The sequence below is a fragment of the Brevundimonas diminuta genome, assembly GCF_022654015.1.
GTDB classification, from domain to species: domain Bacteria; phylum Pseudomonadota; class Alphaproteobacteria; order Caulobacterales; family Caulobacteraceae; genus Brevundimonas; species Brevundimonas diminuta_C.
This window is the reverse complement of record NZ_CP073063.1, coordinates 1,445,294-1,471,479: the sequence shown is the minus strand read 5'-3', so window position 1 is coordinate 1,471,479 and position 26,186 is coordinate 1,445,294. Positions and strand designations below refer to the sequence as shown.

Annotated in this window: 23 protein-coding genes; 9 read left to right on the top strand and 14 right to left on the bottom strand. The window is 65.8% G+C overall.

Annotated elements, in window-relative coordinates; all coding sequences use genetic code 11:
* Nucleotides 1-88: 88 nt before the first annotated feature.
* Nucleotides 89-562, bottom strand: coding sequence for a 30S ribosomal protein S7 (gene rpsG / locus KAK88_RS07220; protein WP_017506744.1), 474 nt, complete (start codon nt 560-562; stop codon nt 89-91).
* A gap of 81 nt (nt 563-643) precedes the next feature.
* On the bottom strand, nt 644-1,018 hold the full coding sequence (rpsL, locus tag KAK88_RS07215) for a 30S ribosomal protein S12 (RefSeq protein WP_008260482.1): 375 nt from the start codon (nt 1,016-1,018) through the stop codon (nt 644-646).
* Nucleotides 1,019-1,779: 761 nt separating this feature from the next.
* Between rpsL and KAK88_RS07210 the strand changes: the two genes are divergently transcribed.
* The 3 genes from KAK88_RS07210 to KAK88_RS07200 are packed head-to-tail and all read left to right on the top strand — an operon-like array spanning nt 1,780 to nt 3,574.
* Nucleotides 1,780-2,010 (top strand): hypothetical protein, encoded by a 231-nt coding sequence (locus tag KAK88_RS07210; protein WP_242078449.1) that lies wholly within the window; start codon nt 1,780-1,782, stop codon nt 2,008-2,010.
* A gap of 32 nt (nt 2,011-2,042) precedes the next feature.
* Nucleotides 2,043-2,741: a hypothetical protein gene (locus tag KAK88_RS07205; protein ID WP_242078448.1), complete on the top strand. Its 699-nt coding sequence runs from the start codon at nt 2,043-2,045 to the stop codon at nt 2,739-2,741.
* A complete protein-coding gene (locus KAK88_RS07200; RefSeq protein WP_242078447.1) occupies nt 2,738-3,574 on the top strand; it encodes a hypothetical protein in 837 nt (278 codons plus the stop codon). Before KAK88_RS07205 ends, KAK88_RS07200 begins: the two co-directional genes overlap by 4 nt.
* Before the next feature lie 8 nt (nt 3,575-3,582).
* Here the strand turns inward: KAK88_RS07200 and KAK88_RS07195 are convergent, their stop codons facing one another.
* The 3 genes from KAK88_RS07195 to rpoB form a co-directional block, all read right to left on the bottom strand.
* Nucleotides 3,583-3,723 (bottom strand): hypothetical protein, encoded by a 141-nt coding sequence (locus KAK88_RS07195; RefSeq protein ID WP_242078446.1) that lies wholly within the window; start codon nt 3,721-3,723, stop codon nt 3,583-3,585.
* A 131-nt stretch (nt 3,724-3,854) separates the two neighbouring features.
* Nucleotides 3,855-8,051 carry a DNA-directed RNA polymerase subunit beta' gene (gene rpoC, locus KAK88_RS07190; protein WP_161640102.1) on the bottom strand — a complete coding sequence of 1,399 codons (4,197 nt, stop codon included), beginning with the start codon at nt 8,049-8,051 and terminating at the stop codon, nt 3,855-3,857.
* 103 nt (nt 8,052-8,154) lie between these two features.
* A complete protein-coding gene (rpoB, locus tag KAK88_RS07185) occupies nt 8,155-12,270 on the bottom strand; it encodes a DNA-directed RNA polymerase subunit beta (protein ID WP_199060940.1) in 4,116 nt (1,371 codons plus the stop codon).
* A 340-nt stretch (nt 12,271-12,610) separates the two neighbouring features.
* Between rpoB and KAK88_RS07180 the strand changes: the two genes are divergently transcribed.
* From KAK88_RS07180 to KAK88_RS07165, 4 genes are all read left to right on the top strand, one after another.
* Nucleotides 12,611-13,162 carry an FKBP-type peptidyl-prolyl cis-trans isomerase gene (locus KAK88_RS07180; RefSeq protein ID WP_242078445.1) on the top strand — a complete coding sequence of 184 codons (552 nt, stop codon included), beginning with the start codon at nt 12,611-12,613 and terminating at the stop codon, nt 13,160-13,162.
* 132 nt (nt 13,163-13,294) lie between these two features.
* Nucleotides 13,295-13,780, top strand: a complete 486-nt coding sequence (locus tag KAK88_RS07175; protein WP_242078444.1) for a hypothetical protein — start codon at nt 13,295-13,297, stop codon at nt 13,778-13,780.
* Between the two features lie 132 nt (nt 13,781-13,912).
* On the top strand, nt 13,913-15,874 hold the full coding sequence (locus KAK88_RS07170; protein WP_242078443.1) for a M61 family metallopeptidase: 1,962 nt from the start codon (nt 13,913-13,915) through the stop codon (nt 15,872-15,874).
* A gap of 235 nt (nt 15,875-16,109) precedes the next feature.
* On the top strand, nt 16,110-18,098 hold the full coding sequence (locus KAK88_RS07165; RefSeq protein ID WP_242078442.1) for a M61 family metallopeptidase: 1,989 nt from the start codon (nt 16,110-16,112) through the stop codon (nt 18,096-18,098).
* 155 nt (nt 18,099-18,253) lie between these two features.
* Here the strand turns inward: KAK88_RS07165 and KAK88_RS07160 are convergent, their stop codons facing one another.
* Nucleotides 18,254-18,934, bottom strand: coding sequence for a type 1 glutamine amidotransferase domain-containing protein (locus KAK88_RS07160; protein WP_039248442.1), 681 nt, complete (start codon nt 18,932-18,934; stop codon nt 18,254-18,256).
* Nucleotides 18,935-19,053: 119 nt separating this feature from the next.
* Between KAK88_RS07160 and KAK88_RS07155 the strand changes: the two genes are divergently transcribed.
* Nucleotides 19,054-19,971, top strand: coding sequence for an alpha/beta hydrolase family esterase (locus KAK88_RS07155; RefSeq protein WP_242078441.1), 918 nt, complete (start codon nt 19,054-19,056; stop codon nt 19,969-19,971).
* 130 nt (nt 19,972-20,101) lie between these two features.
* On the opposite strand, the gene rplL is transcribed toward KAK88_RS07155, so the two are convergent.
* The 6 genes from rplL to KAK88_RS07125 form a co-directional block, all read right to left on the bottom strand.
* Entirely contained in the window at nt 20,102-20,485 is a 384-nt protein-coding gene (rplL, locus tag KAK88_RS07150; RefSeq protein ID WP_017506702.1) for a 50S ribosomal protein L7/L12, read from the bottom strand.
* Nucleotides 20,486-20,547: 62 nt separating this feature from the next.
* Entirely contained in the window at nt 20,548-21,063 is a 516-nt protein-coding gene (rplJ, locus tag KAK88_RS07145) for a 50S ribosomal protein L10 (protein WP_242078440.1), read from the bottom strand.
* A gap of 310 nt (nt 21,064-21,373) precedes the next feature.
* Nucleotides 21,374-21,943: a DUF2059 domain-containing protein gene (locus tag KAK88_RS07140; protein ID WP_242078439.1), complete on the bottom strand. Its 570-nt coding sequence runs from the start codon at nt 21,941-21,943 to the stop codon at nt 21,374-21,376.
* A 69-nt stretch (nt 21,944-22,012) separates the two neighbouring features.
* Nucleotides 22,013-22,465, bottom strand: coding sequence for an NUDIX hydrolase (locus tag KAK88_RS07135; RefSeq protein ID WP_055804563.1), 453 nt, complete (start codon nt 22,463-22,465; stop codon nt 22,013-22,015).
* A 153-nt stretch (nt 22,466-22,618) separates the two neighbouring features.
* Nucleotides 22,619-23,701: an AI-2E family transporter gene (locus KAK88_RS07130; RefSeq protein WP_153923670.1), complete on the bottom strand. Its 1,083-nt coding sequence runs from the start codon at nt 23,699-23,701 to the stop codon at nt 22,619-22,621.
* A gap of 69 nt (nt 23,702-23,770) precedes the next feature.
* Nucleotides 23,771-24,187 carry a winged helix-turn-helix transcriptional regulator gene (locus KAK88_RS07125; protein WP_242078438.1) on the bottom strand — a complete coding sequence of 139 codons (417 nt, stop codon included), beginning with the start codon at nt 24,185-24,187 and terminating at the stop codon, nt 23,771-23,773.
* Between the two features lie 53 nt (nt 24,188-24,240).
* On the opposite strand from KAK88_RS07125, the gene KAK88_RS07120 reads away from it, so the two are divergent.
* The gene (locus tag KAK88_RS07120) at nt 24,241-24,849 is read left to right on the top strand and encodes an NAD(P)-dependent oxidoreductase (protein WP_242078437.1); all 609 of its coding nucleotides are present in this window, start codon (nt 24,241-24,243) and stop codon (nt 24,847-24,849) included.
* A 3-nt stretch (nt 24,850-24,852) separates the two neighbouring features.
* On the opposite strand, the gene KAK88_RS07115 is transcribed toward KAK88_RS07120, so the two are convergent.
* A complete protein-coding gene (locus tag KAK88_RS07115; protein ID WP_242078436.1) occupies nt 24,853-25,389 on the bottom strand; it encodes a DUF2059 domain-containing protein in 537 nt (178 codons plus the stop codon).
* A gap of 106 nt (nt 25,390-25,495) precedes the next feature.
* Nucleotides 25,496-26,185 (bottom strand): 50S ribosomal protein L1, encoded by a 690-nt coding sequence (gene rplA, locus KAK88_RS07110; RefSeq protein ID WP_017506695.1) that lies wholly within the window; start codon nt 26,183-26,185, stop codon nt 25,496-25,498.
* Between the last annotated feature and the right edge of the window lies 1 nt (nt 26,186).

The following is a 26,186-nucleotide window of genomic DNA, read 5'->3' as shown; positions in this document are numbered from 1 at the left end:
GTTCGGATAAGCGAGTGCGGGCGATTTAGCTCAAACCGCCCGCACCGGAAACCCTTAGATAGTCAGCGCAGATGACGCTTTGAAGGCGTTACCAGCGATAGTGGCTGAAGGCGCGGTTGGCTTCGGCCATCTTGTGGGTGTCTTCGCGCTTCTTGACCGCGGTGCCGCGGTTGTTCGAAGCGTCCAGCAGTTCGGCGGCCAGCTTTTCGGTCATGGTGTTCTCGCCGCGCTTGCGCGCAGCGTTCACCAGCCAGCGGATAGCCAGGGCGCGACGACGGTCCGGACGGACTTCGACGGGCACCTGATAGGTGGCGCCGCCGACGCGACGCGAGCGCACTTCGACCGACGGAGAGACGTTTTCCAGAGCGGCGTGGAAGGTCGCGACCGGCTCCTGGTCCTTCTTCTTCTCGGCCAGGATATCGAAGGCGCCGTACACGATGTTCTCGGCGACGGCCTTCTTACCTTCGTACATGACGTAGTTCATGAACTTGGTGACGACCAGGTCCCCGAACTTGGGATCCGGCAGAACTTCACGTTTCTGGGCGCGGTGACGACGCGACATGGGGTATTCCTTGCAGTGCCCGACCAGCGCCGGGATGATCTCGAAAAGGCCTCCGGGCGCGACGGCCCGGAGAAGAATGGCTTACTTCGGACGCTTGGCGCCGTAGTGCGAACGACGCTGCTTACGGTCCTTGACGCCTTGGGTATCCAGAACGCCGCGCAGGATGTGGTAGCGAACGCCGGGCAAGTCCTTCACGCGGCCGCCGCGGATCAGAACAACCGAGTGTTCTTGCAGGTTGTGGCCTTCGCCGGGGATGTAGCACACGGCTTCGTAGCCGTTCTTGGCCAAACGGACCTTGGCGACCTTACGCAGAGCCGAGTTCGGCTTCTTCGGGGTCGTGGTGTAAACGCGGGTGCAGACGCCGCGACGCTGGGGCGAACCCTCCAGAGCCGGCACCTTGTTGCGGGTGGGCTTGGGCTTGCGCGGCTTGCGGATCAGCTGGTTGATCGTAGGCATTCGAAACTCGTCTCGACTTCTGATGGAGGCGTGTGTCTTTCGACCGAAGCGCCTCTCGCCTTCTTGTGAACGGGGGACCATCCCCTCGCCCGGGTGTCATCGAGACTGAGATGTGACAGGGACAAACAGAAAAACCGGAACGCGCGCTTTGGGCGTTCCGGCGGGCACAGCCCGTCCGTTCGATTGTCACGATCTCAGCGACCGGCGAACCGGCCACGCCTCGAAAGTGGGCGGCTTCTACGCGCGATGGGCGCGAAGGTCAAGGCGGAGACGTTAACACTCCAGAATGCAGCCGATTCAATGATGCCTAGCGGTCTTCAATAGAGCGACCTTTCGCCTGAAACCCGCCACGCTTCGCGCTCAGCTTGACGACACGACCAACCGGGGATGGGTCATGGCGGGGCTGGCCAGAACAGGGGCGATTGCGCTCTCGCTTGCGGTGAACGCAAGCCTGCTGACGCTGCTTGCGGTGGAGGACCGCCGCCCGCCGCCACGTCGGGTTCCGGGACACTCGCCTCTCTACATCGAGATCGAGCCCGTGGTCATAGGGGCCAAGGCCCGCAAAGCGCCGGCGGCCGCGCCGCAAGCGCAAGACGAGCGTCGGGCGCCAGTCCGTCCGCGCGATTCTGATACTGCGGGACCGGCGCCGACCGTGACGCCGACATCGGATCGTCCGGCCGCGCCCGCCTATGACCCGCGCTGGACGGTCCGACCAAGCCACTCACCCGACGCCGCCTGGCCGACGGGAAATGCGGCGCGCAATGGCGAACCGGATTGCCGCCCCCAAAACCGCGCGGTCCACGCAGGACCGTCACGCTTGCCGTGCGCTGGCGATCGCGGCCGATGAATCATCGCCGCCGATGGTGCGCTCCGGCGATGAGGAAAGGACGGCGGGCTTTGCAAAAGAAGCCGCCGTCAAGAAACGCTGGCGCGACTACCGCGAGGGCGACGGCGCCTACCCCGGGCTGCGGTCTCTGTTCGGCAGGAACTGACGATGGCAGCCGTTGACATTGGACCTGGGGCGATGACGCCGACAAAGCCGCCCCGCCGTCCTGACTGGCGCAAGGCGGGCTTTGCGGCCTCAGCCGTGGGGCTGAATGCAGGCGCCGTGGTGCTTCTATCCATGACGGATCCGGGGCTGCGCGCGCGTTCGCTGCGGCCTGCGCCGATGATCGTCTATCTTGAGGACGCCTGGCCATCCCTGGCCCGCGCGCCAAGAGCTCGGTCTGTCACGTCCTCTGAGGACGCCGTGGCCGCGACCCGACGCGCGCAGGCGTTGCAAGGGGATGCGCCGATCAGAGGCGATCCGGCGATGTCGGCGCCCCCACTCACGTGCATGACCCAGGCGAAAGCGGACGATGGGATCGACGCCCGCTGGCGGGTCGGCGGCGCTCTTGCCGAGCCGAGTTTGTCTTCCCTTTCGTGCAACGCCCCGCACCGCCTCGCGCCCGACGACCGCCGCCGCTGCGAGCAACGCTGGAACGGCGGCGAAGCCACCCCTGTCATCCGGGGAACGGGGAATGCCAAGCGCGACGCCGCCTTCGCGCGACAGGGAGCGCGTCGTCTGGCGGCCTGGGAAGCGCAACGCGCCGATCCGCCACGCGTCCGGAGATCGTGCGAAGATCCCAACCCTGTGGCAGGTTGCCCCGACGTGGATATTCGGATCGAACTCTTTTCTAGGCAGGACGGCTTCCTGCCCAATCTCCGAAAGAGTCGCGAATGACCGCCGCCTCCGCGCCCTCCCCTGGCCCAAGGTCGCAACGAACTCGCCCGAACTGGCGAAAGGTCGCCTTGGCGACAGCCTCGGTCGCCATCAACGCAGGGCTGATCGCCACCTTATCTCTCACCGCGCTGGGGATTGACGCGCCGCCGAGCGCGCCCGATCCACGTCCCCTCTACATCGACATCAGCCCGCGCCCTCTGCTGCCGGACGAGCGGCCTCGCCCTGCGATGCAGACGCCCGAGCCCGTCACCATGTCCGCATCGCGTGATGCTGGAGCCATCGACGCTGCTCCCACAAACAGGGTCGCGTCCGCGCCAGACAGTCGCCCCGCCCCGATCCGTCCGCGGATCGCCGCGCCCACCCCCCAGGGCGCGCCCGCGCCGCCGGACGCCTGGACGGTCAATCCGAACGACCGCGCCGGCGCCATGTCCCGCGTCCTGCGTCAGGGCCTGATCGGCTGCACCACGCCCCAACAGCTCAACGCCGCCGAGCGCGCCCATTGCCGCGAGGACGCCATGCGACGCGGCATGAACGCCGCTCCGATCACCGGCACGGGCAACCCCGAGCGTGACGCCGCCTTTGCCCGCGAGGGCGCACGGCGTCTGGCCGAATGGGAGGCGCGACGTCGTCCTCTGTCCGGCGGTGTCGGCGTGGTGGGTCCGGCGGACTGCGTCGGCTCGAACTTCGGCACGGGCTGCGCCGGCGCCCTAATGCCTGACGTTCCCGGCGTTGACATGCGTCAAGGCGCGGAGACGACGATCAATCGAGGCGAACGCCGCCGCCAAGGCTTCTCAGCCAGCATCGGCGGACTACGAGTTGGCGGTAAAGACTGACAACGAGGTCAGCGATGATCCTGGCAATGGATGTCGTGCATCACCTCGCCAAGATGCATTGCGGCCACGGATAGACCGACGTAGCCCACCCCGCACCAGAGGACGATATTGAGGGCCATCACGACGGGCAAAGTCCGCTTCTTGGTCATAACGCATCCTCTCCTCTCACAATCAGAAGGAAAGCTCGCCCACAATCGCGGCACGGTCAACGCCTCACAGAAAAAGGGCGGCGCCGTCGCCGGCGCCGCCCTCTTCATGTCTTCGCTCGGGAAGCGGAAGATCAGCTCTCGCTGCTCTCCAGCTCCAGTTGCAGATCGGCCGGCAGCGGCTCGATCGCTTCTTCCAGGGCCGAGGTCAGTTCTGCATCACGCGCGTTGGCGATCTTCTGCAGGCTGCGCAGGTAGGCGCCGGTGCCGGCCGGGATCAGGCGGCCGACGATGACGTTTTCCTTCAGGCCTTCCAGCATGTCCTTCTTGCCGTGGACCGAGGCGTCGGTGAGGACGCGGGTGGTCTCCTGGAAGGACGCCGCCGAGATGAAGCTGCGGGTTTGCAGCGACGCCTTGGTGATGCCCAGCAGGACGGGCTGGGTGGTGGCCAGACGGCCGCCGCGCTTCTCGACCTTGGCGTTTTCCAGAACGGCTTCGGCCACTTCGACGGTGTCGCCGCGGATCAGGGTGGTTTCACCCGAATCCAGCACTTCCACCTTCTGCAGCATCTGACGCACGATGACTTCGATGTGCTTGTCGTTGATCGGCACGCCCTGCAGTCGATAGACCTCCTGCACTTCGTTCACCAGATACTCGGCCAGCGCCTCGACGCCCTGGATGCGCAGCAGATCGTGCGGATCCGGGTTGCCGTCGATGATGTAGTCGCCCTTCTGGATCAGATCGCCGTCGTGGACGGAGATGTGCTTGCCCTTCGGGATCAGGAACTCGACCGGTTCGCCCTGCACGCCGTCGGCGTTGGGCTCGGGCGTGATCTTGATGCGACGCTTGTTCTTGTAGTCACGGCCGAATTCGACGCGACCATCCATCTCGGCGATGACCGCGCAGTCCTTCGGACGGCGAGCTTCGAACAGTTCGGCGACGCGCGGCAGACCGCCGGTGATGTCGCGGGTCTTGGCGCCTTCGGTCGGAACGCGGGCGATGATCTCGCCCGGCTTGACCTCATCGCCGTTCGACACGGACAGAACCGCGCCCACGGGCAGCAGATAGCGGGCGTCCGAACCGGACGACAGCTTGGCGTAGGCGTCGCCCAGGGTGACGCCCATGGCCGGACGCAGGTCCGAACCACGCGGGCTGGCGCGCCAGTCGCTGACGACGCGCTGGGCGATGCCCGTCGCTTCGTCGGTTTCTTCCTTGACCGACAGGCCTTCGACCAGGTCTTCGAAGCGCACGACGCCGCCGACTTCCGTCAGGATCGGGGTGGTGTAGGGGTCCCACTCCGCCAGGCGTTGGTTCTTCTTGACCTCGTCGCCGTCCTTGACGCGGATGCGGGCGCCGTAAGGAGCCTTGTGCGTCTCGCGGTCCTTGCCGTCGACGACCACTGTCACGATGACGTTGCGGCTCATGGCCACCAGGTCGCCGTGGGCCGCGACGACGGTCGGGCCGGTGACCTTGGCCGTACCGGCGTTGGTCGCCTCCATGAAGGAGGTTTCCGCCACCTGGGCCGTACCGCCGATGTGGAAGGTCCGCATCGTCAGCTGGGTGCCCGGCTCGCCGATCGACTGGGCGGCGATGACGCCGACCGCTTCGCCGATGTTGACGTTGGTGCCGCGCGCCAGGTCACGGCCGTAGCAGTGGGCGCAGATGCCGGCGTCCGCCTCGCAGGTCAGGGCCGAACGGACCTTGACCGACTGGACGCCCGCAGCCTCGACGGCCTCGGCGACTTCTTCCACCAGATAGGTGTCGGCGGGGAACAGGACGGTATCGGTGCCCGGCTCCTTGATGTCCTCGGCCGCATAGCGACCCAGGATGCGCTGGCCCAGCGAGACCAGCACGTCGCCGCCTTCCATCACCGCACGCAGGGTGATGCCGCGCGTCGAGCCGCAATCCTGCTCGGTGACGATGGAGTCCTGCGCCACGTCCACCAGACGACGGGTCAGATAACCCGAGTTGGCGGTCTTCAGCGCGGTGTCGGCCAGACCCTTACGGGCGCCGTGGGTGGAGTTGAAGTATTCAAGGACGGTCAGGCCTTCCTTGAAGTTCGAGGTGATCGGCGTCTCGATGATCTCGCCGGACGGCTTGGCCATCAGGCCGCGCATGCCGCCCAGTTGCTTCATCTGCGCCTGCGAACCCCGGGCGCCGGAGTTGGCCATCATGAAGACCGAGTTGATGTCGGGGTTTTCACCCTCGATCAGCACGCGCGGTTGCGCGATCTCGCCCATCATGGCGTCGGCGATCCGGTCCGTGGCCTTGGACCAGGCGTCGACCACCTTGTTGTACTTCTCGCCGCGCGTGATCAGGCCGTCGGCGTACTGTTGCTCGTACTCCTCGACCTGGGTGCGGGTCTCGGCGACCAGCTCGACCTTCTTGGCCGGGATCACGATGTCGTCCTTGCCGAACGAAATGCCGGCCTTGGCGGCTTCGCGGAAGCCCAGGCCCATCATCTGGTCGGCGAAGATGACCGTCGCCTTCTGACCGCAGTGGCGATAGACCACGTCGATCAGATTGCCGATTTCCTTCTTGGTCAGGTTCTTCTCGAGCAGGCGATAGCCGACGTTCGGGTTGCGCGGCAGCAGGGCGGCCAGCTTCATGCGACCCGGCGTGGTGTCGATGACCTTGGTCACCTCCTTGCCTTCGGCGTCCTGTTCCGTCCAGCGCGCCTTGATGCGTGTGTGCAGGGTGACGACCTTGGCGTCCAGCGCCGCATCAATCTCGCCGATGTTGGCGAACAGCTTGCCTTCGCCCGGCTCGCCGTCCTTGACCAGCGACAGATAGTACAAGCCCAGGACGATGTCCTGCGACGGCACGATGATCGGCTTGCCGTTGGCGGGCGACAGGATGTTGTTGGTCGACATCATCAGGACGCGCGCTTCCAGCTGGGCCTCGAGGCTCAGCGGGACGTGAACGGCCATCTGGTCGCCGTCGAAGTCGGCGTTGAAGGCGGTGCAGACCAGCGGGTGCAGGCGGATGGCCTTGCCCTCGATCAGCTTGGGTTCGAACGCCTGGATGCCCAGACGGTGAAGCGTCGGCGCGCGGTTCAGCAGAACCGGGTGCTCGCGGATGACCTCGTCCAGGATGTCCCAGACGGCGGGCTGCTCGCGCTCGACCATGCGCTTGGATTGCTTGACGGTGCCCGACAGGCCCTTGGCGTCCAGGCGCGCATAGATGAACGGCTTGAACAGCTCCAGCGCCATCTTCTTGGGCAGGCCGCACTCGTGCAGCTTCAGTTCCGGACCCACGGTGATGACCGAACGGCCCGAATAGTCGACGCGCTTGCCCAGCAGGTTCTGACGGAAGCGACCCTGCTTGCCCTTCAGCATGTCGGCCAGCGACTTCAGCGGACGCTTGTTGGCGCCGGTGATCACGCGACCGCGACGGCCATTGTCGAACAGGGCGTCGACCGACTCCTGCAGCATCCGCTTTTCGTTACGGATGATGATGTCCGGCGCGCGCAGCTCCATCAGGCGCTTCAGGCGGTTGTTGCGGTTGATGACGCGGCGATACAGGTCGTTCAGGTCGGAGGTCGCGAAACGACCGCCGTCCAGCGGCACCAGCGGACGCAGTTCCGGCGGGATGACCGGCACGATCGTCAGGATCATCCACTCGGGCTTGTTGCCCGATTCCAGGAAGGCCTCGATCAGCTTCAGGCGCTTGGACGCCTTCTTGGCCTTCATTTCCGAGGGATTGTCGGCCAGCTCGGCGCGGTGCTTTTCGGCTTCCGCGTTCAGGTCGATGCCCATCAGCAGGTTGCGGACGGCCTCGGCGCCGATCTCGGCGGTAAAGCCGTCATCGCCGAACTCTTCCTGGTAGCGATAGAACTCGTCTTCCGTCAGCAGTTGGTTCTGCTTCAGCGGCGTCAGGCCCGGCTCGGTGACGATGTAGTTCTCGAAGTACAGGACGCGCTCGACGTCCTTCAGCGCCATGTCCAGCATCAGCGAGATGCGGCTGGGCAGCGACTTCAGGAACCAGATGTGGGCGACCGGCGCAGCCAGGTCGATGTGACCCATGCGCTCGCGGCGAACGCGGGCCAGGGTGACTTCGACGCCGCACTTCTCGCAGATGATGCCCTTGTACTTCATGCGCTTGTACTTGCCGCACAGGCATTCGTAGTCCTTGGTCGGGCCAAAGATACGTGCGCAGAACAGGCCGTCACGCTCGGGCTTGAACGTGCGGTAGTTGATGGTTTCCGGCTTCTTGATCTCGCCGAACGACCACGAACGGATCTTCTCGGGCGAGGCCAGGGCGATCTTGATCTGGTCGAAGGTCGGGGTGACCGGGACCGGGTTGAAGATGTTCAGGACTTCCTGGTTCATCTTGATTCCTTCTGCGGGGCTGACCCGCGAAAATTATTCAGAACGGAGAAAAGCGGAGGGATCGCCCTCCCCCGCCGTGGCGAGAGAGGGCTCGTGATCCGGATCAGCTGTTCCCCAGCTCCACGTTCAGACCCAGCGAACGCATTTCCTTGATGAGCACGTTGAAGCTCTCGGGAATGCCGGCCTCGAAGCTGTCGTCGCCACGGACGATGGCCTCGTAGACCTTGGTCCGGCCGGCCACGTCGTCGGACTTCACCGTCAGCATCTCCTGCAGGGTGTAGGCGGCGCCGTAAGCTTCCAGAGCCCAGACCTCCATTTCCCCGAAGCGCTGACCGCCGAACTGCGCCTTGCCGCCCAGCGGTTGCTGGGTGACCAGCGAGTACGGGCCGATGGAGCGGGCGTGGATCTTGTCGTCGACCAGGTGGTGCAGCTTCAGCATGTAGATGTAGCCGACCGTGACCGGACGCTTGAACTGCTCGCCGGTCTGGCCGTCGTACAGGATCGACTGGGCCGACTTGTTCAGCCCCGCCTCTTCCAGCAGACGCTCGATGTCGCTGATGTGGGCGCCGTCGAAGACCGGGGTCGCGAAGGGCACGCCCTTGGACAGGTTCTTCGCCAGTTCGACCAGTTCTTCCTCATCTTCCGGCAGCGGGGTTTCCGGGCCGTAGATTTCGGTCAAACGCTCGACCAGAGCCTGCTTCTGACCCCCCCCTTGCCAGGCTTCCAGCAGACCGGAGATCTGCTTGCCCAGACCGGCGGCGGCCCAACCCAGGTGGGTCTCGAAGATCTGACCGATGTTCATGCGCGACGGCACGCCCAGCGGGTTCAGAACGACGTCGACGTGCGTGCCGTCTTCCAGGTGCGGCATGTCCTCGATCGGCAGGATCTTGGAGATGACGCCCTTGTTGCCGTGACGGCCGGCCATCTTGTCGCCGGGCTGAAGCTTGCGCTTCACGGCCACGAAGACCTTGACCATCTTCATCACGCCGGGGGGCAGTTCGTCGCCGCGTTGCAGCTTCTCGACCTTGTCTTCGAAACGACGGTCCAGTTGCTTGCGAGCGTCCTCGAACTGGCGCTTCATCGCTTCCAGCTCGCCCATGGCTTTTTCGTCGTCCAGGGCGATCTGCCACCACAGACCACGGCTGACCTCGGCCAGCTTCTCTTCGGTCAGTTCGCCGCGGCCGATGCCCTTGGGCCCCGACACGGCGTTCTTGCCGACGATCAGCGGCTTCAGGCGGCCATAGACGTTGCGCTCGAGGATCTTGAGCTCGTCATCGCGGTCCTTGCCCAGACGTTCGATCTCGGCGCGTTCGATCGCCATGGCGCGCTCGTCCTTGTCGACGCCGTGACGGTTGAAGACGCGAACGTCCACGATCGTGCCGGCGACGCCGGGCGGCAGGCGCAGGGAGGTGTCGCGCACGTCCGAAGCCTTCTCGCCGAAGATGGCGCGCAGCAGCTTCTCTTCCGGCGTCATGGGCGACTCACCCTTCGGCGTCACCTTGCCGACCAGGATGTCGCCCGGCTGGACCTCGGCGCCGATGGCCACGATGCCCGCTTCGTCGAGGTTGCGCAGGGCTTCCTCGCCGACGTTGGGGATGTCGCGCGTGATTTCCTCAGGGCCAAGCTTCGTATCGCGGGCGGCGACTTCAAACTCTTCCAGGTGGATCGAGGTGAAGACGTCGTCGCGCACGATGCGCTCGGAGATCAGGATGGAGTCTTCGAAGTTGTAGCCGTTCCAGGGCATGAAGGCGACCAGGGCGTTGCGGCCCAGAGCCAGTTCGCCCAAGTCCGTCGACGGGCCGTCGGCGATGACATCGCCGCCCTTCACCTGATCGCCCACGCGCACGATCGGGCGCTGGTTGATGCAGGTCGACTGGTTCGAACGCTGGAACTTCGACAGGCGGTAGATGTCGACGCCCGAGCGGGCGGCGTCCACGTCGCCGGTGGCGCGCACGACGATCCGGGTGCCGTCGATCTGTTCGACAACGCCGTCACGACGTGCGACCACGACGGCGCCGGAGTCCACGGCCACGACCGCTTCCATGCCGGTGCCGACCAGCGGCGCGTCCGACTGCACCAGAGGCACGGCCTGACGTTGCATGTTGGCGCCCATCAGCGCGCGGTTGGCGTCGTCGTTTTCCAGGAACGGGATCAGGGCGGCGGCGACCGAAACGACCTGTTTCGGCGACACGTCCATCATGTCCACGGCGTCCTTGTTCAGGAGCTGGGATTCACCGTTGATCCGGCCGGGGACCAGGTCCTCGACGATCTGGCCGTTCTTCAGTTCGATGTTGGCCTGAGCGATCGTGTACTTCGACTCTTCCATGGCCGAGATGTAGACCACCTCGCCCTGGGCCTGGCCGTCCTTCACGCGACGGTACGGGCTCTCGATGAAGCCGTACTTGTTGACGCGCGCGTGGGTGGCCAGCGAGTTGATCAGGCCGATGTTCGGGCCTTCCGGCGTTTCGATCGGGCAGATGCGGCCGTAGTGGGTCGGGTGCACGTCGCGGACTTCGAAGCCCGCGCGCTCACGCGTCAGACCGCCCGGGCCAAGCGCCGACAGACGACGCTTGTGGGTGATTTCCGACAGCGGGTTCGTCTGGTCCATGAACTGCGACAGCTGCGACGAACCGAAGAACTCGCGAACCGCGGCGGCGGCCGGCTTGGCGTTGATCAGGTCGTGCGGCATGACCGTGTCGATATCGACCGAGGACATGCGCTCCTTGATGGCGCGCTCCATGCGCAGCAGACCGACGCGGTACTGGTTTTCCAGCAGCTCGCCGACCGAACGGACCCGGCGGTTGCCCAGGTTGTCGATGTCGTCGATCTCGCCGCGGCCGTCCTTCAGGCCGACCAGGATCTGCAGCACCTTCAGCACGTCTTCCTTGCGCAGGACGCGGATCTCGTCGGAGACCTCGGGGCTTTCCAGACGCATGTTCATCTTGACCCGGCCGACGGCCGACAGGTCGTAGCGTTCGCTGTCGAAGAACAGCGAGTTGAACATGGCCTCGGCGGCTTCCGGGGTGGGCGGCTCGCCCGGACGCATCACGCGATAGACGTCGAACAGGGCGTCCTCGCGGTTGTCGTTCTTGTCCACGCGCAGGGTGTTGCGCATGTAGGCGCCGACCGTGACGTGGTCGATGTCCAGCACTTCGATGGTGGTGAAGCCGTTTTGCTCCAGCACTTCGATGGTCGGGGCGTCCAGTTCGTCGCCGGCCTCGGCGAAGATCTCGCCGGTCTCGAAGTTGACGGCGTCATTGGCCAGATACTTGGTGACCAGGGCGTCGGCGGCCAGCGACAGCGAGGTCGTCGTCTCGCCCAGCTTCTTGGCGGCGCGGGCGCTGATCTTCTGACCGGCCTGGGCGACCACTTCGCCGGTGTCGGCGTCGATCAGGTCGAACTCCGGCTTAACCCCGCGCCAGCGCTCGGCCTTGTAAGGCGTGACCCAGCCTTCGCCGCGCTTCTCGTAAGGCACGGTCTCGTAGAAGGTCTTCAGGATTTCTTCGCCGTCCATGCCCAGACCCATCAGGAAGGTCGTGGCCGGCAGCTTGCGGCGGCGGTCGATGCGCACATAGACCACGTCCTTGGCGTCGAACTCGAAGTCGAGCCACGAGCCGCGGTACGGGATCACGCGGGCGGCGAACAGCAGCTTGCCCGAGCTGTGCGTCTTGCCCTTGTCGTGGTCGAAGAAGACGCCCGGCGAACGGTGCATCTGCGAGACGATCACGCGCTCGGTGCCGTTGACGATGAAGGTGCCCTTGTCCGTCATGAGCGGGATGTCGCCCATGTAGACGTCCTGCTCCTTGATGTCCTTGACCGAACGGGCTCCCGTTTCCTCGTCGGTTTCGAACACGATCAGGCGCAGCTTGACCTTCAGCGGCGCGGCATAGGTCATGTCGCGCTGAATGCACTCCTCGACGTCGTACTTCGGCTCTTCGAACTCGTACGAGACGTATTCCAGGATGGCGCGCTCGTTGAAGTCCTTGATCGGGAACACCGACTTGAAGACCGCCTCGATGCCTTGCTCCTTACGGACGCCCGGACGGACCTCGCGCTGCAGGAACTGTTCGTAGGAAGCGCGCTGAACCTCGATCAGGTTCGGCATCGCGATCGCTTCGGGGATACGCCCGAAGGATTTGCGGATGCGCTTCTTGCCGGTGAACGAGGTGGCGGAAGCGATCTGACCGTTGATGGCGAGATCGTGGGCGACGTCAGTCATTCAGTGTTTCCCATGGCGCACGTCCCGGGGAAGACGTGCGTGAAATGCAGCAGCCACGGCGCGCGTTTCCGCGTCCGCAGCCAGGGTTTCGGCATCCACCCTCGGCCCGCTGCCGGGCCAGGACGCCTGAAATGGACCGGCTCCCTGGGAAGGAGCCGCGCCTTCGCTCGGTCGGAGGGCGACGGACCGGGCCTCGGCGCTTGCGCGCAGACTCATGTGGAGTGTTGCGGAGCGCGCACATATACGCGCATTCGCGACGAAATAAAGGCCCCAGGGAACCTTTTCGACGGAGCCGAGCAATCTCGTTGCGAGCGACGATGGGCTGATCTAGCGTCGCCTTATGACACGGATCGCCCTGCCCCTTCTCGCCGCTCTCGCCCTCTCCGCCTGCGCCACCCATCGCGAGCCGGTGACCTATGCCGAGACGGCTTCGGCCGCCGCGCGCGCCGCCGATCAGGTCAATGGCCAGGGCGCCCTGACGCCGCAGCAGGCCTGGGACGCCGGCAATACCGCCTACCTCGCCTGGAACGGCGCCCGACGCGGCTGGACCACCACCGAAAGCGGCCTGCAATATCGCCGCGTCGGCAAGGCGCACCCCGAGGGCGCTCAGCCCAAGGCGACCGACACGGTCAAGGTCCACTATCGCGGCACCTTCATCGACGGGCGCGAGTTCGACAGCTCCTACGCCCGCAACGAACCGGCCGAGTTCCCGCTGAACCGCGTCATCAAGGGCTGGACCGAGGGCGTGGCCTTGATGCGCGTCGGGGAAATCTACGAGTTCGTCATCCCCGCCTCGCTGGGCTACGGCTCGCGCTGGGTCGGCGGCGACGAACTGCCCCCCAACTCCACCCTGCGCTTCTCTGTCGAACTGCTGGACGTCAAGCCGGCCTGAAGACCGAAACACGATGGCTGGCGACCGCGCCCCATCCTATTTCGACACCCTGACCGCGGCCTATTCAACGACTTATGCGCTCGAAGCGTCATTGTTCCGGCCATAGCCGACGCCGCCCGCATCATGGGCGGCATGACCGATGACATCTGCGATCCCAATCCGAATTCGCCCGACTGGACCCGACGGTCCGCCGCAACCTGGGCCGCCGCGCGCAAAGACTATCTCGCCGGGGGTTTCGCCCAGGAGGTCTGCGCGCGCCACGGCCTCAGCCTGTCGACCTTCCGTTGGCGCGCTCGTACGGAAGGATGGCGCCGATCGGACCAGCCGCACGGCGCGGCTTTCGAACCGCTGGACGCCTATGAGTTGGACGCCATCGACCAGCGCCTGCCCTGCAACGCCGCCGACATGGCGCGTCTGGCCTGGGCCAATGCTTCACGGGCGATGATCGACGGCAAGCTGATCGAGGCGCGGGGCTGGTCCCGGCTGCACAAGGATCTGGAGGCCATCGCCAAGATCGACGACCATGCCGTGCGCTATTACCGGGGCATGGCCAACGACCCGAAACGGCAGCACAATCTGCCCACCACGCCGCCCCTGCGTCCGATGGAGGAGGACTGATCCCAATTGCACGTCCTTGCATTTTGCACGCGTTTTCGGGGTGCAGTGCAATTTCGGATCAGCGCTGACGCTTGACGCCCCGCCCCCTGCGTCGGACTGTCGCGGCTCCCCCAGTCGCCTGAAGAGTCCTCGATGATCCGTTCTTGCCTGCGCGCCGCCCCTCTCGGCCTCGCTCTTCTGCTCGTCTCGACCGCCCCGGCCGCCCTGGCGCAGCAGGCCTCGACCACGCCGCCCGCCTTGCCCGCGCCCCTGCCTGCGATTCCGGACGCGCGGGACGTCGCCTATCCCGGCGTCATCACCCTGGACGTCGACGCCACCAATCTGGCCCAGCACATCTTTGCCGTGAAGGAAACGATCCCGGTCGCCCAGGCGGGCCCGATGACGCTGTTCTTCCCCGAATGGCTGCCGGGCAACCACGGCCCCGTCGGCCCCATCGCGCAGCTGGCCGGCATCGAGATTACGGCAAACGGTCAGCGGGTGCAGTGGGTTCGCGACACCCTGCATCCCTTCGCCTACCACGTGGTCGTCCCGGCCGGCGCGACCGCGCTGGACATCACCCTGCAGCATCTGTCGCCGACGACCGGCAATCAGGGCCGCATCACCATGACGCCCGAGATGCTGAACATCCAGTGGGAGAAGATGCTGCTCTATCCCGCCGGCCACTGGTCGCGGAACATCACGGTCCAGCCCACGGTCAAGTTCCCCGCCGGATGGCAGTTCGGCACGGCGCTGGAGCCCGAAAGCAAGGCCGGCGACGTCCAGACGTTCAAGCCCGTCAATCTGGAGGTGCTGATCGACAGCCCGGTCTTCGCCGGCGTCCACTATCGCCAGATCGACCTCGATCCCGGCGGCCGTTCGCCCGTTCGCGCCAACATCGTCGCGGACAAGGCCGACAGCCTGAACGCGACGGACGAGCAGATCCAGATCCTGCGCAATCTGGTCGATCAGATGGACCGGCTGTATGGCGCGCGCCATTTCGACCACTACGACTTCCTGATCGCCATGACGGACAAGCTGGGCGGCATCGGGCTGGAGCATCACCGCAGTTCGGAAAACTCGGTCGATCCCGCCTTCTTCACCGGCTGGGATACCCATCTGTCCGACCGCGACCTGCTCAGCCACGAAATGAACCACTCCTGGGACGGCAAATGGCGCCGCCCCGCCGACCAGTATGTGCCCAACTTCAACAGCCCCCTGCAGAACAGCCTGCTGTGGGTCTATGAGGGTCAGACGCAGTACTATGGCCAGGTGATCGCCGCCCGCTCGGGTCTGCTGACCAAGCAACAGGCGATGGACTCCTTGGCCATGACCGCCGCGACGTTCGACACGCGCGTCGGCCGCGAATGGCGCGCGATGCAGGACACGACCAACGATCCGATCATCAGTCAGCGTCAGCCCAAGGGCTGGCTGTCGTGGCAACGCGACGAGGACTACTATTCCGAGGGCCAGTTGATCTGGCTCGACGTCGACACGACGATCCGCGAAAAGACCGGCGGCCGGAAGTCGCTCGACGACTTCGCCCGCGCCTTCTACGGCGTCCAGGACGGCAGCTACACGCCCGCTCCCTATACGTTCGAGGATGTGGTCGCGGCCCTGAACGGCGTCGTCGCCAACGATTGGGCGACCTTCCTGCGCACCCGCCTGGACGCCGACGGCCCCGAGGCCCGCGCCCCGCTGGACGGTCTGGCGCGCGGCGGGTGGCGGCTGGCCTATTCGGACAAGCCCACCGATTATATGAAGACCCTGTACTCCGAGCTGAAACGCAACGACTTCACCTATTCGCTGGGCTTCCAGACCGGCGAGGGCAACAAGATTCGCAGCGTCCAGTGGAACGGCCTGGCCTTCAAGTCGGGCCTGGCCGCCGGGATGGAGATCGTCGCCGTCAACGGGCAGGCCGCCAGCGCCGAACGCCTGGCCGAGGCCGTCACCGCAGCCAAGGATCCGTCCACGCCCATCACCCTGATCGTCAAGGATGACGAGCAATACCGCACCGTCGTCTTCGACTACCACGACGGCCTGCGCTACCCCCGCCTGGAACGCATCCCCGGCACGCCCGACCGCCTTGGCGACATCCTGACGCCGCGTCGGCGCTGAGTTACTGCCCTTCTCCCGTTGGGAGAAGGTGGCCCCGAAGGGGTCGGATGAGGGTCGGATGGCGGGCCGACTCGCGCACCCGACCCTCACCCTTTCGCGCCAGTACGCCGGCTTCGCCGTCGCGCGCTCAAGCCCTCTCCCAACGGGAGAGGGTTCAGGGTCGCGGCCATCTGTCCCTTGACGCATCGCCCCTCGCCCCCGACGGTGCGGCTCCCCTGCCGATGTGGATGACCGAATGCCGCGTAACCGCCTGACCCCCGCCTGCTTCGCCGTTTTGATGACGGCCGCCGCTTCGCCAGTTTTGGCTCAGACCTTCCAGTCCACTCCGGTCGTCACCGATGCGACCCAGGCGCCGCTGGCCCTGCCCCGCGCCCAGCCGGCCATCCCGGCGCCGCAGGACAAGCCCTATCCGGGCGTGATCCAGTACCGCGCCGACATCACCGACCTGGACCGCCGCATCATCCGCGTCAGCCAGACCATACCGGTCGCCGGCCCCGGCCCGCTGACCCTGCTCTATCCCAAGTTCCTGCCCGGCAACCACGCCGCCACCGGCCCGATCCAGCTGTTGGCCGGCCTGACCGTCACCGCCGACGGCCGGCGGATCGAGTGGCTGCGCGACACCCTGGACCCTTACGCCTTCCACCTCGACATCCCGGCGGGCGTGACCAGCATCGAGGTGCAGTTCCAGCAACTGACCCAACCCGACGCCTCCAACTGGCGCGTGCTGATGACCCCGGCCATGGTCAATCTGCAGTGGGAGAAGGCCATCCTCTATCCGGCCGGCTATTTCAGCCGCCAGATCCAAGTCGCCCCTTCGGTGGTCCTGCCCGCCGGCTGGAAATACGGCACCGCCCTGACCACGGCGTCCCAGGACGGCGACGTGGCGACCTTCGCGCCCACCGACCTCTACACCCTGATCGACAGCCCCATCTTCGCCGGCGCCCATTATCGCCGCGTCGACATCGACCCCAGCGGCGCCCCGTCTGAATCAAGGGTCCACCTGAACATCCTGGCCGACGAGGCCAAGGGGCTGGCCGCCACCGACGACCAGTTGAAACTGTTCGAGAACATGGTCCAGCAGGCCGACCGCCTGTTCGGCGCCCGCCACTTCGACAACTACGAATTCCTTTTCGCCCTGACCGATCAGATGGGCGGCATCGGGCTGGAGCATCATCGCTCGTCCGAGAACACGGGCGCGCCCGACTTCTTCACCAACTGGACCAAGAGCGCCGGCGACCGGGGCCTGCTGCCCCACGAGTACACCCACTCCTGGAACGGCAAGTTCATGCGTCCGGCGGATGAGCTGACCGCCAACCACAACGTCCCGACCCAGAACACCCTGCTGTGGGTTTATGAGGGTCAGACCGAATATTGGGGCGATGTCCTGGCCGCCCGTTCGGGCCTGCATTCCAAGGACGTGGCCCTGGCCACCCTGGCCAGCGTCGCCGCCTTCTATGACAACCAGCCGGGCCGCCAGTGGCGCGCCTTGCAGGACACCAACAACCATAATCTGCTGGGCTATCGCGTGCCGGGCCAGTTCACCTCATGGATGCGCGGCACCGGCGACTACTACCGCGAAAGCCTGCTGGTCTGGCTGGACGCCGACACCCTGATCCGCGAGGGCACCAACGGCCGCAAGTCGTTGGATGATTTCGCCAGGGGCTTCTTCGGTCATGACGACGGCGAATGGGCGCCTCAGGGCTACACATTCGAAGACGTCGTCGCGGCCCTGAACGCCGTCTATCCTCACGACTGGGCGGCCTTCCTTCGCACCCGTCTGGACGCCGTCGGTCCTGACGCCAGGGCGCCGCTGGCCGGGATCGAGCGTGGCGGCTGGCGACTAACCTACACCGACACGCCCTCGGCAGCGGAGAAGTCGGTCCAGAGCGGCTGGGCCAACGACTTCCAGTATTCGCTGGGCTTCACCCTGTCTGGCGACAAGCTGACCAACATCCGTTGGGGCGGCCCCGCCTTCGACCAAGGCCTCGGCGCCGGCTGGAGCCTGGTCGCCGTCAACGGCAAGGCCGGCTCGGCCGAGGTGTTGCGCGACGCCGTCACGACGGCGAAAGGGACCAACGCTCCGATCGAGCTGTTGCTGAAATCCGGCGATCGCTTCCGCACGGTGGCCTTCGCCTACCACGACGGCCTGCGCTACCCCCGCCTGGAGCGGATCGAGGGCGCGCCGGATCGCCTGTCCGACATCCTCGCGCCTCGACGGCGCTAACTCTGGGCGACTGTCTCCTCCCCACTCGGTGGGGAGGTGGCGCGGCGCGCCTTCGCGTCGCGACGGAGGGGCTCTATAGGTCTGTGGGACTTCAAGAACCCCTCCACCGCTTAGCGCTCCCCCTCCCCGCATCGCGGGGAGGAGACAGTTTTTCCTTACGCTTTCAACAGCTTCAGAAGCGCCTCGGCCGCCGCGTGCGACGAGCCGGGGTTCTGGCCGGTCACCAGCTTGCCGTCGGTCAACACATAGGAGCCCCAGTCCGGCCCCTTGGAGTAGTCGCCGCCGTTGGCGGTCAGCACGTTCTCGACCAGGAACGGCACCACGTCGGTCAGGCCCACGGCCTCCTCTTCGGAGTTGGTGAAGCCGGTCACCTTGCGGCCGTTGACCAGCGGCTTGCCGTCCGGCCCGTTCACCGACTTCAACACGCCGGGCGCATGGCAGACGAAGCCGGTTGGCTTGTCCGCCTTGGCGAAGGCCTCGATCAGGGCGATGGAGTCGGCGTCGTTCGCCAGGTCCCACAGCGGTCCGTGTCCGCCGGGATAGAAGACGGCGTCGAAATCCTCGGCCTTCACCGACGACAGGACGACGGTCGAGGCCAGGGCGGCCTGGGCTTCGGGGTCGGCCTTGAACCGGCGCGTATCGTCGGTCTGGGCGTCGGGGTCGTCGCTCTTGGGGTCCAGCGGCGGCTGACCGCCCTTGGGCGAGGCCAGCACGATCTCCGCGCCCGCATCCTTCAGCGCGTAATAGGGCGCCGCCAGTTCTTCCAGCCAGAAGCCGGTCTTCTTGCCCGTGTCGCCGAGTTGATCGTGCGACGTCAGCACCAACAGAATTTTCATAGGGGATGGCTCCGTCTTGGGGTGTCCACAGATGGGAAGCCGCACGGCGCCGCTCAAGACTGGCCTCGATGCCGAAAACATCCCACCCTGCCGGCCTCGATCAGCGGAGACGACGTCGCATGAAGCCTTGGTTCGGTCTGTTCGCCGCCCTGATGGGCCTGATGATCTTCAGCCCGTCGGCGCAGGCGGCCGGCCCCTGCAACATCGGACAGTCGGGCGCGACCCAGGCCGTCGCCATCGGCCGCACCGGACGCACCATGCGGATCCACCTGCCCATCGGTTTTGACCCCGCAAAGCCGGCGCCTCTGGTCTTCCTGCTGCACGGCAGCGGCGGCACGGGAGAGAAGATGCTGGCGTCTTCCGGCCTGGCGGAGGCGGCGGATCGGCATGGCTTCATCGTCGCCGCGCCCGACGCCGGCATTCCGATCGATCAAGGGTTCGTCTGGAACATCCCCGGCGTGCCGACCGTCACCGGCGCGGTCCCCGGTCCCGGCGATGCAGACGACGTCGCCTATCTGACGGGAGCCATCGATTATCTGGCCGACCAGGGATGCGTCGATGACGGCCGCGTCTATGCGACGGGCCTGTCGGGCGGCGGGCGGATGGCTTCCTGGCTGGGTTGCGTCGCCGCCGACCGTTTCGCCGCCATCGCCCCGGTCGTCGGCTTGCGCGCCGGCAATCCCAGAAAGGACCGTCCGCAGGAGCCGGATCCCGCCACCTGCCGCCCTTCGCGCCCCATGCCGGTCATCGCCTTCGCCGGCGACGCCGACACCACCAATCCGATTCAGGGCGGCGGCGCAGGCTATTGGAGCTACACCATGCACGCCGCCGAACAGCGCTGGGCCCAGTTGAACGGCTGCACCCAGGTGCGCGACACCCGCTGGATCGCCGACAAGGTCTATGAAGAGGGCTACGCCGTCTGCCGCGACGGCACCGACGTGGTGGGCCGCATCACGGCCGGCGGCGGCCACAGCTGGGTCGCCGACAACGACGCCCTGTGGGCCTTCTTCGCCGCCCGCACCCGCCCCCAGCGCTGAGCGCTGAGCGCTCCACGCACCACACCAGCGCCCGGCCTCAAGCAGCGCTCCGCGCAATAGGCCAACAAAAAAGACCCGGCGGTTTCCCGCCGGGCCTTTCCGATCTTCAGCAAATGCCGAAAGTCAGATCTTACTTGATCTGGACCTTGGCGCCGGCTTCCGTCAGCTTCTTGGCGACTTCGTCGGCTTGTTGCTTGGAGACGTTCTCGACGACGTTCTGCGGAGCGCCTTCGACCAGGTCCTTGGCTTCCTTCAGACCCAGGTCCGAACGGACGCCGCGGACTTCCTTGATCACGTTGATCTTCTTGTCGCCGCCGTCGACCAGGACGACGGTAAATTCGGTTTGCTCTTCGGCAGCTTCAGCCGGAGCGCCGCCGCCGGCGGCCGGAGCAGCCATGGCGACCGGAGCAGCGGCGCTGACGCCCCACTTTTCTTCCAGCAGCTTGGAGAGTTCAGCAGCTTCGAGGACGGTCAGAGCGGACAGGTCTTCGACGATCTTGGCGAGGTCAGCCATTGTCAGTTTTCCTTCGGAGGATTGGTTTTAGAGAGTGATGCAGAGATGAAAGGCTGGGCCGCTTACGCGGCTTCCTTGGTGGCGTAGGCGTTGAACACGCGAGCCAGCTGACCGGCGGGTGCTTGCAGCACGCCGGCGATACGGGTCGCAGGCGCGTTGAGCAGGCCGATGAGTTGACCGCGAACCTCGTCGAGCGTCGGGAGCTTGGACAGTGCGTCCACGCCCTTCTGGTCAACGACGGTCGAGCCCATGAAGCCGCCGACGATCTTGAAGCGATCGTTGGCCTTGGCAAACTCGGTGGCGACCTTGGCGGCCGTACCGGGGTTCTCGGAATAGGCGATGCCCACGGGACCCTTGAAAAGGTTGTGGTATTCGCTGCCTTCCTCGGCTTCGAGCGCCTTCAGCGCCAGGCGGTTCTTGACCACCTTGAACGCGCCGCCTTCTTTACGAAGACGGCCACGCAGATCTTCCATTTCCGCAACGGTCAGACCCAGGTTGTGGGTCACGACCACGCTGCCGGCGTCGGCGAAAACGCCCTTGAGCGATTCGATAGACTCGGCTTTTTGAGCGCGATCCATTGCGGTCTCCAGTCTTGGTATTCGCCGCCGGGCTTATTCCCGACGACGGATTGGCCAAAGCGCGTCGCATCGCTGCGAAACGTCGGGCCGGTCTTATTGTCCGAAGGATGCGTCTGACGGCGTCCATCCCGGAATGCGGGCTGACAGCGCAAGGTCGCGTCCCCATCTCCCCACGGCGTCAGAGGGCTCTCTGACAGTTATGGCCTGGGTGACCCCCACGCCCCGAAGTTCTCGGACAGGACCGTCAGAAGATGAACCTCCGACGGGAAGCGGCGCTCTTACAGGCGCCGCCGTTGGAAATCAACCCGGCTTAACGCCGGCTAGGCTTGGCCCCGGTCTGCTCGCCCTCGCCGCAATCGAACCGGGCGCAATATTTGCTCTCGAACTCCTCCAGAAGGTTCGTCATCGCTGCGGTCTCGACCTCCTGTGAGGCCATGCTCAAGGGTATCGTCTTGGCCGCGACAGAGCGCCCGACAGCCGTGCGATAAAATGCGATCTGAGCGACGAGTTCTTCTTCTGTGAAGACGGAGCCGTAGACCGGGGCCAAGTCATCCATGAACCGCTCGATCATTCTGCTCGCCATGGACGGCATGTTGGTGCGCACCCAAATCGCTTCTTCGCCGCCCTTCTTATCCAGTTCGCCCATCTGCGCGACGATGAAGCGCTCGAACTCCTTCATGAAGTTCGGGCCGACGGACAGGTCGACCAGTTCGCGCGCCAGGGCGCTGCGGCGCGCCAGGCCGGCGTCCTGCAGCGCCGGCTCGACGCGCGTGACGACGACCGTTTCGGACTGAGCCGCCTGCGCGTGCGCGCCTGTCGCGCTCAGACCCAGCGCCAGACCCAGCGACGCGGCCAGCGCCCGTTTTCGTGTGATGATCATGATGGCCTCCCCCGCCCTCTTATCGGAAGGCTCAAGCCCGCAGACCAGTCGAATTCGACCGACGGTTGCTTAATCTTCCAGCGGCGTGGCGTCGAAGTCGCGGATCAGCGCGGCCAGATCGGGCTCATGAACCAGATCCGCCGCCTCGCTCAGACTCATCCAGCGGCGCTCGCGCTGATGCGCTTCGGGCCAGGCGCCCATCTGGATCAGCACTTCCAGCGGATAGACCGACACCACGCACTGGCGCACGCCGCCGTCTTTCAAACCCTTGGCGTAGCGGAAGACGCCGATGGACTGGGTGTCGACATCCCCCTTGACCCCCGCCTCCTCCATCGCCTCCTGGGCGGCGGCCTCGGGATCGCTCTTGCCGACCATCCGCCCGCCCTTGGGGATCACCCAGCGTCGCGTTTCGCGCGAGGTGATCATCAGGATGCGACGCTCGCCGTCCTCCAGCCGCCACGGCAGGGCCGCGACCTGCCGGGTCTCGGAGCGGGTGGTGCGTTTCGACCGGGCCTGAGCCACGCCTCAGCCCTCGCCCATCGCGTGAGCGGTCCTGACGATTTGTGCTGGCGCTCGCCCAATCTTCACGTCTGGTTCCAGGTCTGCCGGTCGCGGCCGCCCTCGAAACGGGATCGCGAAGCCTGCGTCAAGTTGTCAGACCACGGACGGTCCCATTTATTTCTCGCCGGGCGCCTTGGCCTTCGGATCGCCCAGCACGTCCTGACGATAAAGCATGGTGATCAGGGTGTGCAGCACCAGCGCCAGCGGCGTGGCGAACAGCACGCCCAGCGGCCCGAACAGGGTGCCGATGCCCACGACGGCGAAGATGCCCAGCACGACGGGCAGGTTGGCCACGTTCTTCTGCACCATCGGCGTGATGAAGTTGCTCTCCAGCTGAGACACAACGACATAGAGCGCCAGCGTCATCAGGGCCGTTTGCCACCCTTGCGTGGCGCCGACCAGCACAGCCGGCACGGTGGAGACGATGGGTCCCACGATCGGCACGAACTGCGCCAGTCCCGTCAGCAGACCCAGCCCCAGCGCCGACGGCACGCCGATGATGGCCAAACCGACCCCGGTCAGCGTCCCGACCAGAACCATCGAGAACAGCTGCGCCTTCAGCCAACCCTTCAACGCCTTGCCACAGCTGTTCAGCACTTCGCGCATTCGCGGCCGCCGATCCATGGGCAGCATGGACAGCAACCCCTCACGCGACTTGGCGGGTTCGATCGCCAGGAAGACGCCCGCGACCACGACCAGAACCAGGGTGGTGACGCCCGATGCGAAACCCAGGGCGAACTTCTGAGCGACCTGCAGCGCTTGACCGGCGCGCCCGCCCAGCCCCTGCAGTTGTTCCAACAGCTGCGCGGCATAGGGCTGGGCCTGGATCCAGGACTGAACCTGCTCCCACCCTTGCGGCACCACGGCGGACAGGGCCACGACCTGTTCGGTGATCTGGGTTCCAAACAAGGTCAGCACGCCTGCCAGCACCGCAATCACAATCAGCAGCGACAGAAAGACGGCCAGCGGATCCGGCGCCTTCAGCCAGCGCACGATGGGATCGGCCAGGGCGCGCAGGATCACCGACACCACGATGGCCCCGAAGATCAGCAGCCACAAAGTCTGCAAGGTAACGATCAGCTGGACCGCGAAATAGGCCGCCACCAGCACGATGGCGCCGAACGCGAGGCGCCCCTTCCACGGGTCGTGGCCGCCCACACCAGGCTTGTCGCCCATCAGTTTTCCCAGTCCGAACATATCGCCCCCTTCAAGGTCGCGACAGGAACGCGGGTCGAGCGTGGCCGTTCGCCGCACACGATAAAAAAGTCAGTGGTCGTCGGAGGATCGCTGATCATAGGCCGTTTGCGCAGCCGCAACTTCCGGCATCCGGGTCTCGGCCCAGTCGATCATGGACTGCATCGCCGCCATCAGGGTCCGGCCCAGCGGCGTGACCGCATAGGTCACCGACACCGGCACGGTGGCCACGACCGAGCGCGACACCAGCCCGTCGCGCTCCAGCGACTTCAGCGTCTGGCTCAGCATCTTCTGCGACACCCCATCGACCCGCTGCTTCAGGGCGTTGAAGCGGATCGGCCCCTCGCCCAGCACGATCAGGATCAGGGTGCTCCATTTGTCGGCGATGCGGTCCAGCAGTTGCCGCGTCGGACAGTTCGCTGCGAACACATCGCCGCGCAGCCAGGTTTCTTGAAGGTGACCAGGTGTCTGAGAGGTGCCGTCTTGCATGGGCGCACCCCATAGCGCACCTGGTATCCATTGGATACCTACAGGAGCCTTCCATGAAAGTCGCAGTCCTCGGCGCCAGCGGTCGCGCCGGCTCGGAAATCACCAAGGAACTGGCCGCGCGCGGTCACACGGTCACCGCCACCGCCCGCAAGCCGGAAGCGATCCCGGCCGTCACCGGCGTCACTCCTGTCGCCGGCGACGCCTCGGACGCCGCCGCGCTCGCCGACTTAATCAAGGGTTCGGACGCGGTCATCAGCGCCCTGCACTTTGATGTTCCCGCCGCGACGATCCTTGACGCGTTGAAGACCGCCGGCGTCCCGCGCCTGCTCGTCACCGGCGGCGCCGCCAGCCTGGAGGTCGCGCCCGGCGTCCTCTTGTTCGACACGCCGCAGTTCCCGGCGGAATGGAAGCCCATCGCCAAGGGCGGGCTGACCTTCCTGGACGACCTGCGTCAGGAAACGGACATCGACTGGACCTTCTTCTCCCCCGCCGCCCTGATCGAGGAAACGCCGCGCCTGGGCCGCTATCGCACCGGGACCGACCAACTGGTCGTGGACGCCAAGGGCGATAGCAAGATCGGCTTCTCCGACTACGCCGTCGCCATGGTCGACGAGCTGGAGAACCCCAAGCACAGCCGCGCCCGCTTCACGGCGGCTTATTGATTCCTATTTGGCCGCCTGGCCCAGCGCCGCGTTGGCCATGGCGGCCTTCACCTCACGCCTTTGTTCTGGCGTGCATTCCAGACGATTACAGAGCTGGTCTCCCATGTCGGCCATAAGCTCCGGCATGATGGCCTGGATCGCCGCACCGATCCGAGGCGTCGCCGCATAGCTCTTGCTCATCATCGAGCGGCCGACATCGCTCTGATAAAAATCGACCAGCGCTTGCAGTTCTTCCAGCGTGAAGATGTCGGCATAGATTGGCGCGATGGCCTCGAACATGCGGGGCAGCATGCTCGCGGTCGCCTCCGCCATCACTTCGCGAAATTCGGCCGCCTGCTCAGCCGACATCGTCTCCGATCGCGGCATCATCATCGCCGTCATCTGACCCAGCGAAGCGCCCATCTGTTCGCCCTGGATCAGGGCGATGAACTTGTTGGCCAAGGCCAGCTTCTCGGCCGACACATCGTTTGTCCCGGCCGTGGCCGCAGGCGCGGTCATCAACGCAAGGGCCAGCACCAGCCCGCCGAATAGTTGTTTCATGTCATCCCCCGATAGACGCGCATCCTGACGGCAGTGACGATCTCCGGGCAAGAAAAAACGGCGGGGATCGCTCCCCGCCATTCTTCAGTGTGGCTTGTCTTTCGACTTAGGCGCCCAGCGAGGCTGGGTCGACCTTGAAGCCCGGGCCCATCGTCGAGGATAGGCTGATGCGCTTCACATAGGTGCCCTTGGCGCCCGACGGCTTGGAACGCACCAGGGCGTCCACGATGGCCTTCACGTTGGCTTCCAGGGCGTCCTGGGTGAACGAGACCTTGCCGATGCCGGCGTGGACGATGCCCGCCTTCTCGACGCGGAACTCGACGGCACCGCCCTTGGCGTCCTTGACGGCCTGGGCCACGTTCGGGGTCACGGTGCCGACCTTGGGATTCGGCATCAGGCCGCGCGGGCCCAGCACCTTACCCAGACGGCCGACTAGGGCCATCATGTCCGGCGACGCGATCACGCGGTCGAACTCCATGAAGCCGCCGGCGATCTTTTCGTACAGATCTTCGGCGCCGACGTGTTCGGCGCCGGCTGCGGTGGCTTCGGCGGCCTTGGCGTCCTTGGCGAAGACGGCGACGCGAACGTCACGGCCGGTGCCTGACGGCAGGTTGACGACGCCACGGACCTGTTGGTCGGCGTGACGCGGGTCGACGCCCAGGTTGACCGAGATTTCCAGCGACTCGTCGAACTTGGCCTTGGCGTTTTCCTTGGCCAGCTTGATGGCGTCGGAGAACGGCAGCAGGTCCTGGGTCACGCCGGTGCGGGCCTTGAAGGCCTTGGTTTGCTTGGCCATG

Excerpts from the sequence above, each read along its gene's own strand:
- rpsG (WP_017506744.1), bottom strand. The coding sequence starts at position 562 with ATGTCGCGTCGTCACCGCGCCCAGAAACGTGAAGTTCTGCCGGATCCC.
- rpsL (WP_008260482.1), bottom strand. The coding sequence starts at position 1,018 with ATGCCTACGATCAACCAGCTGATCCGCAAGCCGCGCAAGCCCAAGCCC.
- KAK88_RS07210 (WP_242078449.1), top strand. The coding sequence starts at position 1,780 with ATGGCGAACCGGATTGCCGCCCCCAAAACCGCGCGGTCCACGCAGGAC.
- KAK88_RS07205 (WP_242078448.1), top strand. The coding sequence starts at position 2,043 with ATGACGCCGACAAAGCCGCCCCGCCGTCCTGACTGGCGCAAGGCGGGC.
- KAK88_RS07200 (WP_242078447.1), top strand. The coding sequence starts at position 2,738 with ATGACCGCCGCCTCCGCGCCCTCCCCTGGCCCAAGGTCGCAACGAACT.
- KAK88_RS07195 (WP_242078446.1), bottom strand. The coding sequence starts at position 3,723 with ATGACCAAGAAGCGGACTTTGCCCGTCGTGATGGCCCTCAATATCGTC.
- rpoC (WP_161640102.1), bottom strand. The coding sequence starts at position 8,051 with ATGAACCAGGAAGTCCTGAACATCTTCAACCCGGTCCCGGTCACCCCG.
- rpoB (WP_199060940.1), bottom strand. The coding sequence starts at position 12,270 with ATGACTGACGTCGCCCACGATCTCGCCATCAACGGTCAGATCGCTTCC.
- KAK88_RS07180 (WP_242078445.1), top strand. The coding sequence starts at position 12,611 with ATGACACGGATCGCCCTGCCCCTTCTCGCCGCTCTCGCCCTCTCCGCC.
- KAK88_RS07175 (WP_242078444.1), top strand. The coding sequence starts at position 13,295 with ATGACCGATGACATCTGCGATCCCAATCCGAATTCGCCCGACTGGACC.
- KAK88_RS07170 (WP_242078443.1), top strand. The coding sequence starts at position 13,913 with ATGATCCGTTCTTGCCTGCGCGCCGCCCCTCTCGGCCTCGCTCTTCTG.
- KAK88_RS07165 (WP_242078442.1), top strand. The coding sequence starts at position 16,110 with ATGCCGCGTAACCGCCTGACCCCCGCCTGCTTCGCCGTTTTGATGACG.
- KAK88_RS07160 (WP_039248442.1), bottom strand. The coding sequence starts at position 18,934 with ATGAAAATTCTGTTGGTGCTGACGTCGCACGATCAACTCGGCGACACG.
- KAK88_RS07155 (WP_242078441.1), top strand. The coding sequence starts at position 19,054 with ATGAAGCCTTGGTTCGGTCTGTTCGCCGCCCTGATGGGCCTGATGATC.
- rplL (WP_017506702.1), bottom strand. The coding sequence starts at position 20,485 with ATGGCTGACCTCGCCAAGATCGTCGAAGACCTGTCCGCTCTGACCGTC.
- rplJ (WP_242078440.1), bottom strand. The coding sequence starts at position 21,063 with ATGGATCGCGCTCAAAAAGCCGAGTCTATCGAATCGCTCAAGGGCGTT.
- KAK88_RS07140 (WP_242078439.1), bottom strand. The coding sequence starts at position 21,943 with ATGATCATCACACGAAAACGGGCGCTGGCCGCGTCGCTGGGTCTGGCG.
- KAK88_RS07130 (WP_153923670.1), bottom strand. The coding sequence starts at position 23,701 with ATGTTCGGACTGGGAAAACTGATGGGCGACAAGCCTGGTGTGGGCGGC.
- KAK88_RS07125 (WP_242078438.1), bottom strand. The coding sequence starts at position 24,187 with ATGCAAGACGGCACCTCTCAGACACCTGGTCACCTTCAAGAAACCTGG.
- KAK88_RS07120 (WP_242078437.1), top strand. The coding sequence starts at position 24,241 with ATGAAAGTCGCAGTCCTCGGCGCCAGCGGTCGCGCCGGCTCGGAAATC.
- KAK88_RS07115 (WP_242078436.1), bottom strand. The coding sequence starts at position 25,389 with ATGAAACAACTATTCGGCGGGCTGGTGCTGGCCCTTGCGTTGATGACC.
- rplA (WP_017506695.1), bottom strand. The coding sequence starts at position 26,185 with ATGGCCAAGCAAACCAAGGCCTTCAAGGCCCGCACCGGCGTGACCCAG.